The organism is Pseudomonas saliphila, assembly GCF_008638345.1.
Lineage (GTDB): Bacteria > Pseudomonadota > Gammaproteobacteria > Pseudomonadales > Pseudomonadaceae > Halopseudomonas > Halopseudomonas saliphila.
Map to the genome: position 1 here is coordinate 138,523 of NZ_VTVA01000001.1, position 18,286 is coordinate 156,808.

Consider the following 18,286-nt stretch of genomic DNA (forward strand, 5'->3'; position numbering starts at 1 on the left):
CGGAGGCTTACGCAGCTATTTGATGGTTTCGCCGTTATCAATCACCAGCTGCGCACCATTGATCTGTCGAGACTCATCACTGGCAAGGAACAGCACCAGATTGGCCACATCTTCAGGCTTACCCTGGCCGACATCATGCAATTGAGTGAGCGCCTCTGTGTCTGCGCCCGCCAGCTCGGTAAGCGCCTTCACCGTCATGGGCGTGTCGTGCGCGCCCGGCAGAATGGTGTTGCAGCGGATGCGGTAACCCTGGTTCTGACAGTGAATGGCGATACTGCGCCCCATGGATGCTATCGCTCCCTTGGCAGCGGTGTAGGCAAATACCTCGGCGATTCCCTTAACGGCCGCTACCGAGGAAATATTGATAATCGACCCACCCGTTTCACGCATTAACGGAATAGCGTGTTTGCAGCCTAGGAAGGTGCCTTCAGTCATGACCTGCAGATGTAGCCTGAACTGCTCGAGCGACTGCTCTTCAACCGTCGAGAAGTTGACGAAGCCGGCGTTATTGACCAGTACGTCGAGTTGGCCGAAGCGTTTCTTTACCTCCGCAAGCACGCTGATCCAATGCGCCTCGTCTGCCACATCATGGGCGAGGTAAAGCGAGCCAGGGATTTCCGCCGCCAGTGCCTCGCCTTGCTGATGATTGATGTCGGTGATGATCACGCGTGCGCCATGTGCAGCAAGCAACCTGGCATCCGCCGCTCCGAGACCTGATGCGCCACCGGTAATCAGCACGACTTTATTATTCACTCTCTTCATTTTTCTTATCTCTTATTCTTGTTGTCAAAAAGTCGGAATACATAAGTAGATGTGGCCAGACCCGTGGAGCATCACCAGGGATGCAGTTCTCCGTTCCACTTGAAAAAGTCGCCACTATTTTCCAACGTCAGATTGGCAACCACCGATCTGATGCCGGCAGCGCTCTCCTGTGGAGTGATGTCCGCAGTGGGGCCGCCCATGTCGGTCTGTACGTAACCGGGATGGATGGTCGCAACACAAACGCCCTGATCGCGCAGGTCGATAGCCAGACTACGCATCACTCTGTTCACCCCAGCTTTCGTCGCACCGTATGCGTACATGCCGCCGTACGGCCAGGTTGAGGCGGCAAGCTGACTGCTTACCGTCATCGCCTTGCCCTTCGCCGCCAACAAGTTAGGCAATAGCGCCTGAATCAGGCGAAACGGTCCGATAGTCATGACCTCAAATGCGGTATGCCAGTCGGCAAAATCATCCTCGGTAAAGGTTTTACTGGTTAACGGTCCAGTCTCGCCGCCCAACACCCCCGCCACGTTCAACAACACATGAACCGGCGAATCCTTGACGGCCGCCTGGACATTCTTGGCAACTGAGGCGCCGTCAGTCATATCCATCTGATGCACGGTCAGCCGCCCCTCAGACGTCTCTGCAAGTGCGGCGAGATCTGATGCGCTGCCTGGAGACCGACAAAACGCATATACCCGGTCCCCAGCTACTAGATAGTCTCTGACCAAGGCAAACCCGATACCTCGGTTGGCACCGGTAATTACGACATTATTCATTCAGATACTCCTCATTAATTATCAACCATGGACAGAGAGCGGATCACCGCGTTGCCGTCCCAGCCTTCTGAAGCGGATCGGACCAGGGAATAGAAGCCGACAAGTGCTTCGCTTGGTTCATATATTTCGATGAAGTGGCCCAGAGCCTGCGTGCAATCGATCATCGCGTAGGCCTGCCCTGATACCAGCTCAGCGTAGAGTGCCGTTTCATAGCCCGCGGCCTCATACTCACTGATGGCCGTCCGCAGATTTTCGACCATGATCGCCACATGATGGATGTCGCCTTTTCCACTGGAGCGATGATCATGGAAAACGGAGGGTCCAGGATTGTTCTGCTGACAAAACTCGACCATCACGCCCCCCCATTGCCCGTAGGCAGAGGTATGGTCGAGCGTGCTCGGCTGGCCTCGGTGCAGACATACTGCCAGTTCGATATTCTCGACTACGAAGTAAGGCCCTGAGCCGAACAACAGGTGATGGTCCTGCGCGCTCCCGGCGGCATCGTCGACAAAGTAGGCTATCTGCCTGACCGGGTGATGCCTCGGCACCACTGACCTGGTTTGCTCCTTCATCTGCGCCATTGGGATTATTCGATCATGCCGACGTAAGCTTCCAAAAACTGGGGGTCTACAAAGGTTGTCTTTATCGTCACCGACTGAAACTTCCAGCCTTGCGCCGTTCTCACATACTCGTCCGAGTAAATATTCGACAGCCATATCGGTGACGGATTATCGGTCGTGGTAAAGGCAAAAAGACCCGAGACTTTCCCGTCCGCCCGGTCCCCCTTCAGGTCGATAACAGGGTTCAACATATAGTGCATGGCACAGGTCCACTGCATGGTAGCGGAGGTCATCATTGCGACTATCTCGGCGTGGCCTGTTGCCAATCCCATACCCAGATCCAATGTTCCGGTAGGGGTAAACAAGGCGGCAAACTGCTCCGCGTCACCGGGGACACTATCAACGATATTGGCGAGATAGGCGTAGCGGTGACGTAACGTGCGGATCTCTTCCAGATCGTTCAAACGGGTCAACTGGGCCTGCATGGATTGTAGATCAGTCATTTCGCGTTCCTTTTCAGACTCTGCCTTCGAGATAATCATTCAGGACTTCATGGAAGAAGCGAACGCGCGTCTCCTGGTTGCACAAAACGGTATCCTTGTACCCCCGCGACCTGATCCCACGCTGCTGACCGTCCGCCAATAACATGTCCTGATAGACAATCTGGTCCACGATCTCCGGCACACCCGCGCCATTATCGAAGTCACGAACGTGCAGCTCTGCCTCTTCCAGAGGTTGCATGCCAGCCATGATCGATTCGACCTCGGTTTGACCCTCCACCGGGTAGACCATGCACCACAGGTCGAATGTGCATTTGTTGGGATCATCAGGGTGGGGCTCGGTCCGGAAAAAGATCAATTGATCCGGCAGGAACGAAATAGTGACGTTCGGGAATATCACCGTATGTGGACTATCAGTAAGCTCCTCATCATTCATGTGCTCGTAATGCTTGTACCCTTTTTCCTTCCAGAGCCTGCGCTTGGCCGCCTTGAGGTCTAGCCATCCCTGCATAGCCTTGGTTTCAAAATCGGGGTAGCTATCAGGGTCAATGTCCCATTGCCGTAGCAGGTCATCGAAAGGCTGAGGGGCACCCTCTGGCAGGCGATCAGTAAGAGACGGCCGCATGGGCTGCACCGTTCGGCCATGTCCACGAGGAAACATCTCATGGCGGGCACTATCAACATCCTGATCAATGAACGGAGGCACCTGGGGGTGTGCTGTACGCGTGTGATAGGACTCACTGAAGTTATCAGTGGCAAACTTCCAGTTGGTATCCAGGTTGATTTTCATCCAGAAAACCCGAACCCCGGTCTCCATCGGGTAGTTCTTGTACAGCTCGGGCATGGGCTCGAGGTATTCCAGGAGGGGTGGTGCATCATCGTCCATGGTGTACCAGATGAAGCCGCCCCAGGTGTCACACCTCAGTTCATTCAGTTTCAACTTCCCACATGGATTCCCGCCGGGAAAGTCATCGGGATCTTGTGCTGACTTCAAGACCCCGTCTCTACCCCACAGCCAGCCATGATAGGGGCAATGGAAACCCGCACCCGCATGTGAGTTATCCCAGACCAGGCGCTGACCACGATGACCACAACTGTTATAAAACGCCTTAAAGCTATCGTCTTCCTGCCGAATCACGATGACGGATTCATGCATGAAATCATGGACTAGGTAGTCGCCCGCCTCCTCCAACTCCGCTACGCGGCCGGCAACGTGCCAAATCTTAGTCCACATATGGTCCCATTCACGCTGAGCAAACTCGCGTGAATAGTACCGGTCACCGGTCATTGGATCCCCGCGTAGCAGGCTGGCATCACGACCATCCATAGTGAGGGGGTGAACCTTTATCAGCTCCATGGTGTACTCCATAGTTTTATTTTTGGTATGTAATTCAACTTACACATCGGTATCCGCAAGCCGCGTTTTTTACGACGGAATATGAACAGACATCAGCCGACTTCATTACCCCTGCTACCGTTCAAATGATCTAATGCAAACACCCAACTGAACTGATGGCCGCTAGTAACAGCCAGCTTGTGCAGTAACACAGATGTAAACGTCCGGATTCAAAGCCGTCCTGATTGTTTTTTAACAAGTAAAAACTCAGCTGTCCGCTTCAGCCGGCTCGTTGAGGCCCACATGCACCTCGTCTCCTACTACCTGTACCACAAAGGTGCGCAGCGGTACCTTGCCCAGGGGGCCTCGCCCACAGCCGGTGCGCAAGTCGAACATCACCCCGTGCAAAGGACAGGAGATCATGCCGTTACGAATCCTCCCGCCTTCCAGCTCCGAGGCCTGGTGAGTGCAGCGGTTCTCTACCGCGAGGAACTCACCTTTGACATTGCAAACCAGAACGCTCACGCCTTCCAGCTGTACTGCCTTGGACTGCCCTGGAGCCAGCTCCTCGGTAGACATAACGCGGTGAAATGCTTTGTCCATAACTTTACTCCCGTTCAAAAAAGGTAGCGTCTAGGAAACTGTATGAGATGTCGTCTGTCGAGGGCTTGCCATTGGTGGCAACCGCCGCGATTCCCGTCTGGTAGTCTGCGAGACTGACTTGCGCATGGACCCAGTCAACAACGAAATGGCGACGGGCAATCACCCAGTTGCCATCTTCGCGTATGTAGGTATCAAGGTAACGACCACCCACCAGTTGATTTTCCTGGGACCCATCTTCGTGTGGCTTGACCGTGCTGCCAATAACGTAGCTCTGCCCGGTGGCATTATCGCCCTGAAGTTCAAACAGTTCGTTGGACGCAAAATGATGGGCGATGCTGACGGTTGGATCGTCCAGAACAATCAATTGACAGAATTCGCTGGCGCTTCCCCTGAATAAACCAAAATCAATGGTCGCAGACTCGGCCCACACTCTGGATAGCAAAGCATGATCTTTACGATCCACTCCAATGCAATAACGAACATTGAGTTCATGCAGTTTTTGTTTGTCGATAAGCAACGCCAACTCACTCAGCAGGGTGTCGGACATATCCATGTTCAGGCCCCCTCCCCAGCTGGGTAAGGCTTGCTCAAAACCCCACCGTCTACATACATTTGATGGCCTGTCATAAAACTTGCTTCATCAGAAGCAAGAAACAGTACAGCCGAAGCAATCTCGCTTACTTCAGCAATACGCCCAAGTGGCTGCATGCCGGCGTATATCTTTTCAAGTGCCACTGGGTCCTCTGCGCCATCCAGATACTGCTGCACCAACGGCGTGCGTGTGGCAGCCGGATGTACCGAGTTAACGCGGATGTTGTAGCCTTTTTCACCACAATGCAGAGCAACGGTCTTGGTGACCGAATCCATTGCTGCCTTGGCTGCGCCATACGCGACAAAAAGTGGTCCGGGGCGAATGCTTTCCACGCTCGATATATTGATAATGGAGCCCTTCCCCGCCTTTTTCATACTCTCAACAATAACCTTGCAACCCAGCATCGTACCCAAACCATGTACGTTCATGTGCTGGTGCCAGGCCTCTTCATCCACTGTCTCGATATCTGCAGGGAATGAAATTCCAGCACTGTGGACCATGATATCCACCGGACCGAGATTCGATTCTGTCCAGCCCACCACATCCTGCCAGTCACTCTTCTTTGAAACATCGAGATGATGATAATGACAATCGCCGCCAAGGCTTTGAGCCAAATGCCGCCCAGCCTCGTCGTTGATATCGGTCACCACGACTTTGGCTCCCTCTGCGGCGAAGAGCCGAGCGATTCCCTCTCCAATACCAGAGGCGGCGCCGGTGATCAGTGCTACTTTCTCGTTCAGTCTCATAGGTCAAGCCTCGTGGGTGGCGAAGTTTTTAAAGGCGCTCAAGGTTATTGCCTTGTTATCCTTCAGGGCCGCGGCGGGCTATATTTAAAGCCGGTTGCTGTGCAAGAAAAGCATCAGCCGCCGGATCAGTTCTCGCCCAGTCGACGATTTCCTTGCGCTTGGTTATCGCCCAGATCCCATCACGACGTTCATATTCGTCCTGATAACGACCGGCAACGAACAGGTCTTTTTTCTGCCCGTCTTCAGTGATGCGGTGATGCGCAAGAAAATATATTTCTCCGGACGCGCTATCGCCTGTTACCTGAATATCTGCCTGACCGATCAAATGCTGCGTGGCATCACAATCGGCTAGAAAGTCTTGTGCAAACTTGACGAACTCGTCGGCTGGCCCAGCAAACAGACCGCAATCGACCCAGGCGTCAGAATGAAATGCTGAAAGATGCAATTGCGGCAACAAACGGTCTTGAGCACGCATATAGCTCTTTACTGCTTTCAGAATCTGATGTTCGGCAACAATCTGTTGAATTACCTCATCCTGACTCATCCCGCCCTCCTCTAAGAATCCGGTGGGGTCGGTGACAACCGACCCCACTGCGCCGCTAGCGAACGCCGCCGCGGGAAAGACTGGAGGGCTGATAGAAGCGCGCTGGATGCGCCTTGTCTGCGGGCGTGACAACCATCATGTTGCCATCAGCAGGGGTGTAAGCCTGACGCACATAGCTGCCGCTGGCGAGATCATGGACGGCAAACTCGTGTGTGTTATGGCCGTCGGTTTCATAGAATGGATAGTAATGTGTACGGGTGACCCGATAGATATTTCCCGCATCATCATAGTTATCGGCCATACCCACCGCAGGGATATCCTCGTCCCAATAGAAGGTTCGGCGTGGGTAAATATGCCGTTTACCTTCCTTCAAGGTAGCTTCCACCACCCAAACCCTGTGCAGCTCCCAGCGAACACAATCGGGATTCATGTGGTTCGGGGTGAAGACCTGGCTCGACGAGCACTGCTCATTGTCGTGCAACTTGAAGGTGTTATAGGGAATGAACATCTCTTTGCGGCCCATGAGTTCGAAGTTATAACGATCCTGGGAGCCGTAAAACACCTGTGTTTCATCGACAGTGCCGACACCACCGCCCGCGGGGCTAGGCGTATCGTAAGCAACATCCGGTGAGAGCTTGACCCTGCGCTGGCCAGGCAAATACGACCAGGCGCGGCGGCCTACGTTAAGCATATCCACGTTATCGTGAATCACCAGTTTTTCACCAGCCTTACGCGCAGGGCCAGTCCAGTCTATCCTGCCGTATTCCAGCATTTCTTCACTGTCGAGTGGCGTTGTGCGGCCAGGTTCGTAATGAGGGAAGGTTTGCCAGTATTCGAAAGCGCCCGTTTCGATCACACGTCCCTTCGAGTCCACCAGAGTCGAGGTCTGGGCTGGAGATTCGTAGGCATACTGATCGTATTTCAGTGTCCGGTTCCACATTACTTCCGAACCGCTCTTTGGAATCGGAAAGGGTACGCCCCCATAACATTCGCCCGATAACTGCAGAAGATTGTCAGCCAACTCGCAGGTTTTGGCATTCTTCAACGTGTTTTCCAGAACGTAGTCCGGATAACTCGCTGTCCGATGGGTGGGATAAACATCCAGGCGAAAGCTGGGGTATTGCCGCAGCATCTCTTGTGTTCCCGCCGATAGCTGATCAGCGTATTCATCCATATTGTCAGCACTTATGCTGAACATTGGCTTTTCGTCTGCGAAAGGATCAGGACGCTTACCTGGTTTGGAAGGATCGTAGTTCGCTGGCGGCTCAACAGGGCCGGTATATGCCGGAATAGTTCCCGCTTCATTACCTGCCTGAATCGCACCCCAGACGGTCAGATCGTCGCCCAACCGGGCAATCTCATCGGCATTCAATGCTGCCATCGCGCCCTGACTCAGTCCGATGGCACCCAATACCGCTACGCATGTCATTTTCAATTTCATAAGTCACTCGCCTGTAATTGTTTTTGTAGTCTCATGGGTTTCTAGAAAAATCCTGCCAGGCAATACTTACTCGAAGTCGGGAATCACCTTGGTAGGGGGTAACAAATAGGGCTCGGAAAAATGTTTTATTTTCCAACCCTTGGCAGTTCTGACGCAGCGATACTGGTGCTTGGCATACACCAGAATGTCGCTGCCATCCTTGGCCGTGCCCACCGCATGCACATAACTCTGGCAGTCCGCCTCGTCCTGCTCCAGCCGATTGATCCGGAAATTGCTGCTGAAATGGGCGTTGCATTCGGTTCCAGCCAACACGCTGATAAAAAACTCGCGAATGTCCTGATGCCCCGTCACCACCGGCAGACCCAAGCCAGACAAATCCAAAACTGCATCGATTACGAAACAATCAACGATGGCGTCCACATCTTTTGCTTCATCGATATGAATGCAATACGAATGAATAAGCTCTTGCAGCGCCAAATGGTCTTCAACGCGCTGAATTCTGGCTTCAAGGCTCAACATATGAGTGCTCCCGTACTTGACCTCATCGGACTGACAGCGCCAGCTAAACTGTTGGCATTGTCAGTCCGAGCGGCGTTTCGCTAATGGTTATGCTGATCCAATAAGCTGGATCAGAATGCGGTCTTGAAGGTCAGGGACAACCAGCCGCGGTCGTGCATGATCCCGCTGCCGCTGTTGTTCTCCCAGACCACATCCTCTACGCCCGGGACACCGGCGAGTGGATTAGCGCCCTTGGTGTAGTCACCAAAGTAATCGTTGTAGGCCAGATCCACTTCATACTTGGCATGAATATCCAGACCCACCCCAACGCTCCAGGCGCCGGCGTTTTCCGCAGTCCCCAGCGGGGTCGGCGAATTGCCGGTAATGCCTTGTCCGTAGTTGATCGGCGCGGTCATGTCTATGCCCGGATATACCTGATACCAGGTTGGGGTAAACGAAACCTGGAAACCCAGCGAATCATCGGTTGCGCAACCGCCCTTCCGACCGGCGTCACATCCCGCGTACTTGCTGCTCTTATGGTTGAAAAACTGACGAGTCGAGCTGTCGACGCTATCCAACCGGCTATAAGCCAGCTCGGCGACCAAGACGGCGGAATCGAACACCGGCGTTTGCCCTATGAAAGCCACCATGTTGAGCAAACCATGCCAGGTATCACCTGTGGCGAGACCAATACCATTAGACGTCAGCGATGTGCCTTCCCGGCGGGATAGCTCGGCGCCTACCGAGATAGCGCCTAACAGCCGCGCATAGCTGATGCCGTACAACTTGACGTCTTCGGCATACGCGTTGTGCATATAAGAGAAGTCCGGCGCCATCACCATGGCCGGATTGCGGTCATCGAAGTTCCGATAGTACAAGCCAACAGTTCCATTCAGGAGTTCTGACCGAATATGCGTATTGATACCCCAGCTGCCGCGGTCATCGGGTTTTTCTCTCGGGCCACTATCCAGATCACCCACGACAGGCAGGCCGAGATAATTGGTTCCGCCAAGAAAACTGAGGTCCGCGCCACCGAGGTAGGTCCCACCTTCGGGATAGCGGTGCGCATCCCACTCGAGATAATAGTTGGCGGACACCGAAACATTATCCGTCAGCTGCGCCGATGCCGAGAGCTGATTCTGTGGCAGGAACAGCTCCTTTGCTTCGATACCCGGTGTAGAGGTCGCCTTGCGTAGATCAAGTGGACCTTGCCCATAGGCGATGCTGTTGCCGAAGCTGAACATCGACTCGCCCCAGTACACGTTGTGACGACCCGCACGCACGTTAATCGGGACCGTGCCCACATCAAGCCGAGTAAAGACGAAGGCATCCAGTAGTTCACCGGAGCGCTTGTAGTAGCGCTCCACGTCACTGGTGAAGCGATTGTTTGGATAGGCCGTGCCCAGACCGGCCGCCTGGTACGCTGGGTTACCTTCAACGTCATCAAAGGCAAAGTCATTCCAGGCAGCGGCAGAGACCCGGAAGCCATGATTCATCTTATAAACCATGTCGAACTCACTGAGAATATCGACCCGGTTGGTCACGACATCGCCCTTGTCCCAACCATGGTTGGTCGCCTGCGAGACCCAGTTATCGCCCAGACGGTCATCCCGCCCTTCCATACGCCAGCCAATATTGTATTTAACTGTGTTATCCCAGCGCACTCGTAGGTCCGGGTTTTCCGTGTCGATACTGAACGCCATTACCTGCCCGCTGGTTGATGCGAGTCCGGCGGCAAGCACCCCGGCGGCCAGACGTGACAGGGCAATTTTGTTACAGCGGTTGTTATTCTTGTTTACGCTCATTTGCATGCTCCAAGGGTTATCAATGAGTCCTTCCGGGCCCGACACAATAAAACCGAACAGATCGTTTTATTTGTTCGAAATGGAATTCATCCTTCGTTTCAGCATTTGCCAACTGTTTGATCAAATCTTCTAGCTGTTGCTTTTTCCTGCGCGTCCTGCGGCAATCCTATTGGGGTGGGTTTTGGGCAGCCTGCTCCACCGCAGCATTGATATCGGCCTGCATTGGGTTTGCCCGTAACGTTAAACCGCCATTGACCTGAAGATTCTGACCCGTCATGAAACAGGCGTCGCTGGCCAACCAGACAGCTGCGGCTGCAATATCTTCGGACGTACCTATGCGGCCAAGCGGGTAGCCTTTAACAAAGGCATCAAACAACCCCGGGACAGCTTTTGCCTGCGCCGTCATCGGCGTATCGGTCAAGCCCGGCGAAATACTGTTAGCACGAATACCTTGAACACCATACTCATTGGCGACGCAACGCACTACGTGATCGATCCCCGCCTTTGTGCCCATATAAGCCGCATGGTTCTCGAACATGATGGATGCGGTCGCAGAGCTCAGCTGTATGATGGACCCGCCCGACGGCATGGATTTAACTGCCTGCTGCAGGAACATAAAAGGGCCCTTGAACTGCAGATCCTGCATGCGCTCAAGCTCCTCTTCAGTCGTCTCCAGGAAGGGTTTCAGCAAACCCCAACCGGTGGCGTTGATGGCAATATCCACCTTTCCATAATGCCTGATGGTGGTATCGAAGAGCGCGGCCAACTGTTGTCCATCGGTGATGTCACATATGGCCGAAGAGCCCCCGATCGAGCCGGCGATGCGCTCTAGCTCGTCGGCATGACGGCCAGCCACCACCACCTTAGCGCCCGCATCAGCCATATACCGAGCTATCACCTGCCCCATGTTTTCTCGCCCTGCGGCCCCCAACACGATGGCGACCTTCCCTTTCAAAACAGCATCTGTACTCATGATTATTACTCCAGGGGACTGCCGCTGGCAGACAAGGATTCGGGTGCGAAGGGAGTTGGATAAACACCAGCCTGGATAGGGCTATATGCCGTGGAAGGGACTCTGCCCGCAGTATGATTCAGGATGCTGTCATCAACACGGGCTACTGGCTCACTCATCCACGGTGCAGGTTTCCCGGTGAAGGTATCAATTGACACCGTTTCACCATGAGCATTGGCCACGGGTGAAGCACAGACAAGCGCTGAAGCCGGAGGAAGCAGCTGCACAGGAGGCATATTGATCACCTCTCCAATTTTGTTTTTGTAAGAAATCGGCCTGTCACTTAAAAAACCAACAGACTCGTTTTTTATTAAGCTACATGCTGTTTTACGAAATCACAAGCTTTTCAGCGGAGAAAATCACTAGCAGCGAGGAACCTCAATAACTAACGAACCACAACCACGGTGCTAGAGCGGCTACGCCCGTTTGTCTTATCTGCTCTGCTTCTAAGGGCAACACTATTTTTGTGAGCCTCCCATCAATCTCCCCCGCTCCCGCTCCGCCATCTCCCGCAAGAAATCCCAGGTCACCCGCATCCGCGCAATATCCTTCAACTCAATGGGCATCAGCATCCAGAAGGTGCGGATAAAACGGATCTGCTCGGGCATCACTACCTGCAGGCGTGTGTCCGCATCAGCGGAGAAGGCGGGGAGGATACCCAGCCCCGCGCCAGCCGCGATCGATTCTTGCTGCGCCAACAGGCTGGTGCTGCGCAGCCCCACGGCGCCTGACCCTGCAATTTCGTCAAGAAACAGCAGTTCCTTGCTGAACACCAGGTCATCTATATAGCTGACGAACCGATGCTTGCTCAGGTCGTCGCGGTTGCGGATGGGACCGTGCTTTTGGAGATAGTCTTTACCAACATACAGCCGCAGGACGTAATCGGTCAGCTTGGTAATAATGAACGGTCCCCGTTCGGGCCGCTCCAGGGTGATGACGATGTCCGCCTCGTGCCGCGATAAGCGAACCGCGCGGGGTAGCGCCAGCAGATCAAGGTGAAGATGCGGATGGCGCTGACTCAATTCACTGAGCTGACGGCCTAGAATCAGTGTTCCGTAACCTTCGGTAGCGCCGATACGTACCTGCCCCGACAGGCTCTCGCCGGGATTCGGCAGGGCTTGCTCTATCTTCACGCTCGCCCCTTCCATCTGCTCAACCTGAGGCAGCAGACTGCGGCCCGCCTCGGTCAGCGAATAACCGGTGGTGTCCCGGATGAATAGCGCCACACCGAGGCTTTTCTCCAGCGCCTGAACGCGGCGGGACACAGTGGTGTGGTCTACACCGAGACGACGGGCCGCGGTCGTCAGCCGCCCGGCTCTACTTAATTCGAGAAAAAACCGCAGGTTATCCCAGTCCATGAGTACTCCTGTGCATATATGCAGACCCGTGTTGCGGATGAGCCAATTGTTTAATGTAAAAACGCACTGCTACTATCCAGTACGACCTATCAAACGACAAGGGCTGTAACGGCTCGAGGCAGATACACCATGACCACCAAGAATATTCCTACCGTAAAGCTGCTGATCAATGGCGAGTTCGTTGAATCGAAAACCGATCAATGGCGCGAAGTGATCAACCCCGCCACCCAGGAAGTCCTGGCCCGTGTGCCTTTTGCCACCCCCGATGAAATCAACGCAGCCATTGCCAATGCCAAGGAAGCCTTCAAGACCTGGCGCAAGACGCCCATTGGCGCCCGTGCGCGTATTTTCCTCAAGTATCAGCAGCTGATTCGCGAGAACATGAAAGAGCTGGCCGCGATTCTCACTGCCGAGCAGGGCAAGACTCTGGCCGATGCCGAGGGCGACGTGTTCCGCGGACTGGAAGTCGTTGAGCACGCCTCTGCCGTGGGCAATCTGCAGCTCGGCGAGCTGGCCAATAACGTGGCGGGCGGTGTGGATACCTACACCCTGCTGCAGCCGCTGGGCGTTTGCGCTGGCATCACTCCGTTCAACTTCCCGGCGATGATCCCGCTGTGGATGTTCCCGATGGCCATCGCCACCGGCAACACCTTTGTGCTCAAGCCTTCAGAGCAGGACCCCATGGTCACCATGCGTCTGGCTGAATTGGCCATGGAGGCCGGCATTCCGGCAGGTGTGCTGAACGTGATTCATGGCGGCGTGGATGCGGTAAACGCGGTTTGTGATCACCCCGACATCAAGGCCGTATCCTTTGTCGGCTCGACCCATGTCGGCACCCATGTCTATAACCGCTCCAGCCAGGCCGGCAAGCGTGTGCAGTGCATGATGGGCGCAAAAAACCACGCCATCGTCATGCCCGACGCCAACAAGGAACAGACCTTGAACAATCTGGTCGGGGCCGCTTTCGGCGCTGCCGGTCAGCGCTGCATGGCTCTGCCGGTCATCATCCTGGTCGGTGAAGCCCGCAACTGGCTACCGGAACTGGCACGCAAGGCCCAGACGCTCAAGGTCAGCGCCGGCGTCGAGCCGGGTACCGATGTGGGTCCGGTCATTTCCACGGCTGCACTGGAGCGGGTTAACGGTCTGATCCAGAAAGGCGTCGATGAGGGTGCCGAACTGGTACTGGATGGGCGCAATCCCAGTGTTCCCGGTTACGAGGATGGCAACTTCGTAGGGCCGACCATTCTGGCGGGCGTCAAGCCAGGCATGAGCGTCTATGATCAGGAAATTTTCGGGCCGGTGCTCAACGTCATGCAGGCCGACAGCCTGGACGAGGCAATCGAGATCATCAATGCCAATCCCAATGGCAACGGCACCGCCATCTTTACCCGCTCTGGCGGCATCGCACGGCGTTTTCAGGAAGAGATCGACGTCGGTCAGGTGGGCATCAACGTGCCGATCCCGGTCCCGGTACCACTGTTCTCCTTCAGCGGTTCGCGCGGCTCCAAGCTGGGCGATCTGGGTCCCTATGGCAAGCAGGTCATCATGTTCTACACCCAGACCAAGACCGTTACCGCACGCTGGTTCGATGATGACGAGCAGGCAGCTGCCGTTAACACCACCATCACCCTGAAATAATCTTTACGGGCCGGCCTCAAAGGCCGGCCCGTCTGGTTGGAGTAGTGATATGAGCTTTGAAACGTTGCTGGTTGAAGTGCGCGACCGGGTCGGCCTGATTACCCTGAATCGCCCCCAGGCGCTGAATGCGCTGAACACCCAGGTACTGGAGGAGCTGAACCAGGCGCTGGATCAGTTCGAGAAAGATCCGCAGATCGGCTGCATGGTGCTGACCGGGTCCAGCAAGGCGTTCGCCGCAGGTGCCGACATCAAGCAAATGGTTGATCTGCAGTATCCCCAGGTGTATCTGGACGACTTTTTCTCGCCCGCCGATCGCATCGCCAATCGGCGCAAACCCTTGATCGCCGCGGTGGCCGGGTACGCCCTTGGCGGCGGCTGTGAACTGGCAATGATCTGCGACTTCATCTACGCCGCAGACAATGCGCGCTTTGGCCAGCCGGAAATCAACCTGGGCGTATTACCCGGCATTGGCGGAACCCAGCGCCTGACCCGCGCCCTGGGCAAGGCCAAGGCCATGGAAATGTGCATGACCGGGCGCCAGATGGATGCTGCAGAGGCCGAGCGTGCGGGTCTGGTGGCGCGTGTAATTCCGGTGGATCAACTGCTGGAGGAGACACTCAAGACGGCTCAGGTCATCGCGGCAAAATCCCTGCCCAGCGTGATGATGACCAAGGAATGCGTCAACCGCGTATTCGAAACCAGCCTCAGTGAAGGCGTGCGCTTCGAGCGCCGGGTATTCCACTCCATTTTCGCCACCGCCGACCAGACCGAAGGCATGCAGGCCTTCGTCGAAAAGCGTACACCGAACTTCAAGAATAATTGAGGAAACGCCTGACTCCGCTGGCGTGCCGACAACAACACTGAGGTAGCTCACATGAAAATCGGATTTCTTGGTCTAGGCAACATGGGTGGGCCGATGGCCCACAATCTCATCAAGGCCGGCCATCAACTGACCGTGTTCGATCTGTCCCAGGCTGCTGTCACCAGTCTGGTCGACGCCGGCGCCAGCGCCGCGCCCAGCATCGCCGCGTTGGCCCAGGCCGATATTGAACTCATCATCACCATGCTTCCTGCAGCCCAGCACGTTAAGTCCGTCTATCTGGGTGAAGAAGGCTTGCTGGCCAATGTGGCGCCGACGGTAAAGCTGATCGATAGCTCAACCATCGATCCCATGAGCGCCCGAGAAGTCGCTACTGCTGCCGCCAAGAACGGCAACCGCATGATCGACGCGCCGGTGTCCGGTGGCACTGGCGGTGCAGCGGCTGGCACCCTGACCTTCATGGTGGGTGGCGAGCAAAGTGATTTTGATGCAGCCCTGCCGGTCTTGCAGGCCATGGGCAAGAACATCGTCCATTGTGGCCCGGCTGGTAATGGTCAGGTCGCCAAGGTCGCCAATAACATGCTGCTGGCTATCTCCATGATCGGCACCGCCGAAGCCATGAATCTGGGCGTATCCTTGGGCATGGATCCCAAGGTACTGGCCGGCATCATCAATACATCCAGTGGCCGCTGCTGGAGTTCGGACACCTACAACCCCTATCCCGGCGTACTGGATACCGCGCCGGCATCGCGCGGCTATACCGGCGGTTTCGGCAGTGATCTGATGCTCAAGGATCTTGGCCTGGCTACCGAGGCCGCCAAGCAGGCGCGCCAGCCGGTGATCCTCGGCGGTCTGGCCCAGCAGCTGTACCAGACATTCAGCAGTCAGGGCAACGGCGGTCTGGATTTCTCCGCCATCATCAAGCTGTATGCCGGAGATACCCATGAATGAAGAACAGGCTGCAGTACTGGTCGAGGTACGCAACCAGATCGGCCATCTGATTCTCAACCGTCCTGCGGGACTGAATGCACTGACGCTTGAGATGATCCGGTTGTTGCAGCAGCAATTGGATCAATGGCGTCAGGATCCTGAGATTCGCGCGGTGGTGCTACGCGCCAATGGCGAGAAAGCCTTTTGCGCTGGCGGCGACATCCGCGCTCTGTATGACAGCTTCAAGGCGGGTGACGATCTGCATACTATCTTCTTTGAAGAAGAGTACGCGCTTGATCAAGCCATCCATGCTTACCCCAAGCCGATTCTCGCGCTGATGGATGGTTTTGTTCTGGGTGGCGGCATGGGCCTGGTACAAGGCGCATCCCACCGGGTGATCACCGAGCGCACCCGTATGGGCATGCCGGAAACCGGCATCGGTTATTTTCCGGACGTGGGCGGCAGTTATTTCCTGTCCCGTTTGCGCGGCGAGACGGGTGCCTATCTGGGCGTGACCGGCACTCAGGTGCGCGCCGCCGATGCGCTCTACACAGGTCTGGCAGATTTCTGCCTGGGGACAGAGCTGCTATCAGAGCTGGACCGGATGCTGAATACCCAAACCTGGTCCGATGCGCCTGGCGATGATCTCACTGCCGTGCTGAAGCAATTTGCCTCCACTTCACTGCCAGGCTCAGAAATCAAGGCCATCCAGCCAGCTATCAACCGCCACTTCGCTCACGATTCCCTGCTGGATATCCAGGGATCCCTGGCAGCTGAGGAGTGCGACGCCTATATGGACTGGGCGCAGAAAACCCTGTCCGTGATTGAAAGCCGCTCCCCCTTGGCCATGAGCGTCACTCTGGAAATGATTCGACGCGGCCGTGAGCTCACTCTGGAACAGTGCTTCGAGCTGGAGCTGCATCTGGACCGCCAATGGTTTGCCAAGGGCGACATTGTCGAAGGCGTGCGTGCACTGATCATCGATAAGGACAAGTCCCCCCGTTGGAACCCGCCTACGCTGGCCGAGCTAAACAGCGATCGGGTCGCCAGCTTCTTTGAAGGATTTGAGCCAAGCTCCGCCAGCCTGCGTCGGCAAGCCTGAGACGGCAGAACAAAGGAATCGAATATGCATGATATTGAATTGAACGAAGACCAGCGCATGGTCCGTGACATGGCGCGGCAATTCTCCCAGAGCGAGTTGGCACCGCGTGCCGCCGAATGGGACAAGGCCGGCTGGATCGACGACGCTGTGGTGCGTCAGATGGGTGAACTGGGGCTGCTGGGCATGGTGGTGCCAGAGGAATGGGGCGGTAGCTACACCGATTACGTCGCCTATGCCCTGGCTGTGGAAGAGATTTCAGCCGGCTGCGGCGCGACCGGGGCACTGATGAGTGTGCACAACTCGGTCGGGTGCGGGCCCTTGCTGAAGTTTGGCACCGATGAACAGCGTCAGGCCTGGCTGCCGTCATTGGCTGCAGGACAGACCATCGGCTGTTTTTGCCTGACCGAACCCCATGCTGGCTCTGAAGCGCACAACCTGCGTACCAGAGCGGTACTGGACAATGGCGAATGGGTTATCAACGGCGCCAAACAGTTCGTCACCAACGCCAAGCGTGCCGGGATGGCAGTTGTGTTCGCGGTGACTGACCCTGAACTCGGCAAGAAAGGCCTGTCGGCGTTTCTGGTGCCCACAGACAACCCGGGCTTCAAGATCGAACGCATGGAACACAAGCTGGGCATCCGCGGTTCGGATACCTGCGCCGTGAGCCTGGATAACTGCCGTATTCCCGAAGCCAACCTGCTCGGCCTGCGCGGCAAGGGGCTGGCCATTGCCTTGTCCAACCTGGAGGGTGGCCGCATAGGTATTGCGGCACAAGCCCTGGGTATCGCACGTGCGGCTTTTGAAGCGGCACTGGTGTACGCGCGTGATCGCACCCAGTTCGGCGTAGCGCTGACCGAACATCAAAGCATCGCCAATATGCTCGCAGACATGCACATGAAGCTGAATGCGGCGCGGTTGATGATCCTGCATGCCGCGCGGCTGCGCACCGCCGGTGAGCCCTGCCTGTCCGAAGCCTCCCAGGCCAAGTTGTTTGCCAGCGAAATGGCTGAGGAAGTGTGTTCCAAGGCGATCCAGATTCATGGTGGGTACGGCTATCTGGAAGATTACCCGGTCGAACGGCTGTATCGCGATGCTCGTATTACGCAGATTTATGAAGGGACCAGCGAGATTCAGCGCCTGCTGATCGCGCGGGAACTGCGGCACTACAGTCTTTGAACTCGGCGCTGCCCGGACGTCCGGGCAGCTGGAATAGCGAAGCAGCATAAAAAAAAGACAAAATTGTTTGATTCGAGCATGGAT

General features: G+C 55.8%; 19 protein-coding genes. 5 read left to right on the plus strand and 14 right to left on the minus strand.

The genetic code is table 11. The annotated features are described in order from the left end of the window. Positions 1 to 15 precede the first annotated feature (15 nt). The 14 genes from FHK95_RS00645 to FHK95_RS00710 all read right to left on the minus strand — a co-directional run bounded on the left by FHK95_RS00645 (position 16) and on the right by FHK95_RS00710 (position 12,536). Positions 16 to 762, minus strand: a complete 747-nt coding sequence (locus tag FHK95_RS00645; protein ID WP_150302657.1) for an SDR family oxidoreductase — start codon at positions 760 to 762, stop codon at positions 16 to 18. Positions 763 to 833: 71 nt separating this feature from the next. Further along, on the minus strand, positions 834 to 1,541 hold the full coding sequence (locus FHK95_RS00650) for an SDR family oxidoreductase (protein WP_150302658.1): 708 nt from the start codon (positions 1,539 to 1,541) through the stop codon (positions 834 to 836). Positions 1,542 to 1,555: 14 nt separating this feature from the next. Further along, positions 1,556 to 2,122, minus strand: a complete 567-nt coding sequence (locus FHK95_RS00655) for a VOC family protein (RefSeq protein WP_206668516.1) — start codon at positions 2,120 to 2,122, stop codon at positions 1,556 to 1,558. A gap of 5 nt (positions 2,123 to 2,127) precedes the next feature. Then, on the minus strand, positions 2,128 to 2,604 hold the full coding sequence (locus tag FHK95_RS00660; protein ID WP_178114670.1) for a nuclear transport factor 2 family protein: 477 nt from the start codon (positions 2,602 to 2,604) through the stop codon (positions 2,128 to 2,130). 13 nt (positions 2,605 to 2,617) lie between these two features. Beyond that, the gene (locus tag FHK95_RS00665; RefSeq protein ID WP_150302660.1) at positions 2,618 to 3,958 is read right to left on the minus strand and encodes an aromatic ring-hydroxylating oxygenase subunit alpha; all 1,341 of its coding nucleotides are present in this window, start codon (positions 3,956 to 3,958) and stop codon (positions 2,618 to 2,620) included. A gap of 246 nt (positions 3,959 to 4,204) precedes the next feature. Continuing rightward, positions 4,205 to 4,540 (minus strand): Rieske (2Fe-2S) protein, encoded by a 336-nt coding sequence (locus tag FHK95_RS00670; protein ID WP_206668517.1) that lies wholly within the window; start codon positions 4,538 to 4,540, stop codon positions 4,205 to 4,207. A 4-nt stretch (positions 4,541 to 4,544) separates the two neighbouring features. Further along, entirely contained in the window at positions 4,545 to 5,093 is a 549-nt protein-coding gene (locus FHK95_RS00675; protein WP_150302661.1) for a nuclear transport factor 2 family protein, read from the minus strand. A gap of 2 nt (positions 5,094 to 5,095) precedes the next feature. After that, positions 5,096 to 5,878 (minus strand): glucose 1-dehydrogenase, encoded by a 783-nt coding sequence (locus FHK95_RS00680; RefSeq protein WP_150302662.1) that lies wholly within the window; start codon positions 5,876 to 5,878, stop codon positions 5,096 to 5,098. A gap of 55 nt (positions 5,879 to 5,933) precedes the next feature. Next, positions 5,934 to 6,422 (minus strand): nuclear transport factor 2 family protein, encoded by a 489-nt coding sequence (locus tag FHK95_RS00685; RefSeq protein WP_150302663.1) that lies wholly within the window; start codon positions 6,420 to 6,422, stop codon positions 5,934 to 5,936. Between the two features lie 55 nt (positions 6,423 to 6,477). Further along, complete coding sequence (locus tag FHK95_RS00690) at positions 6,478 to 7,863, minus strand: DUF1329 domain-containing protein (protein ID WP_150302664.1); 1,386 nt, start codon at positions 7,861 to 7,863, stop codon at positions 6,478 to 6,480. Positions 7,864 to 7,929: 66 nt separating this feature from the next. Then, the gene (locus FHK95_RS00695) at positions 7,930 to 8,382 is read right to left on the minus strand and encodes a nuclear transport factor 2 family protein (RefSeq protein ID WP_150302665.1); all 453 of its coding nucleotides are present in this window, start codon (positions 8,380 to 8,382) and stop codon (positions 7,930 to 7,932) included. A gap of 110 nt (positions 8,383 to 8,492) precedes the next feature. Then, entirely contained in the window at positions 8,493 to 10,166 is a 1,674-nt protein-coding gene (locus FHK95_RS00700; protein WP_178114671.1) for a DUF1302 domain-containing protein, read from the minus strand. Positions 10,167 to 10,332: 166 nt separating this feature from the next. Then, a complete protein-coding gene (locus tag FHK95_RS00705) occupies positions 10,333 to 11,139 on the minus strand; it encodes an SDR family oxidoreductase (RefSeq protein WP_150302666.1) in 807 nt (268 codons plus the stop codon). Between the two features lie 497 nt (positions 11,140 to 11,636). After that, on the minus strand, positions 11,637 to 12,536 hold the full coding sequence (locus FHK95_RS00710) for a LysR family transcriptional regulator (RefSeq protein ID WP_150302667.1): 900 nt from the start codon (positions 12,534 to 12,536) through the stop codon (positions 11,637 to 11,639). A gap of 129 nt (positions 12,537 to 12,665) precedes the next feature. Between FHK95_RS00710 and FHK95_RS00715 the strand changes: the two genes are divergently transcribed. From FHK95_RS00715 to FHK95_RS00735, 5 genes are read left to right on the plus strand one after another with little or no spacing between them, the layout of a single operon-like run. Beyond that, complete coding sequence (locus FHK95_RS00715) at positions 12,666 to 14,174, plus strand: CoA-acylating methylmalonate-semialdehyde dehydrogenase (protein WP_150302668.1); 1,509 nt, start codon at positions 12,666 to 12,668, stop codon at positions 14,172 to 14,174. A gap of 49 nt (positions 14,175 to 14,223) precedes the next feature. Continuing rightward, positions 14,224 to 14,997, plus strand: coding sequence for an enoyl-CoA hydratase (locus tag FHK95_RS00720; RefSeq protein ID WP_150302669.1), 774 nt, complete (start codon positions 14,224 to 14,226; stop codon positions 14,995 to 14,997). Positions 14,998 to 15,048: 51 nt separating this feature from the next. Then, entirely contained in the window at positions 15,049 to 15,945 is an 897-nt protein-coding gene (gene mmsB / locus FHK95_RS00725) for a 3-hydroxyisobutyrate dehydrogenase (RefSeq protein ID WP_150302670.1), read from the plus strand. Beyond that, complete coding sequence (locus FHK95_RS00730) at positions 15,938 to 17,026, plus strand: enoyl-CoA hydratase/isomerase family protein (RefSeq protein ID WP_150302671.1); 1,089 nt, start codon at positions 15,938 to 15,940, stop codon at positions 17,024 to 17,026. The genes mmsB and FHK95_RS00730 overlap by 8 nt, the downstream gene beginning before the upstream one ends. A gap of 24 nt (positions 17,027 to 17,050) precedes the next feature. Next, the gene (locus FHK95_RS00735; RefSeq protein WP_150302672.1) at positions 17,051 to 18,202 is read left to right on the plus strand and encodes an acyl-CoA dehydrogenase family protein; all 1,152 of its coding nucleotides are present in this window, start codon (positions 17,051 to 17,053) and stop codon (positions 18,200 to 18,202) included. Positions 18,203 to 18,286: the final 84 nt, after the last annotated feature.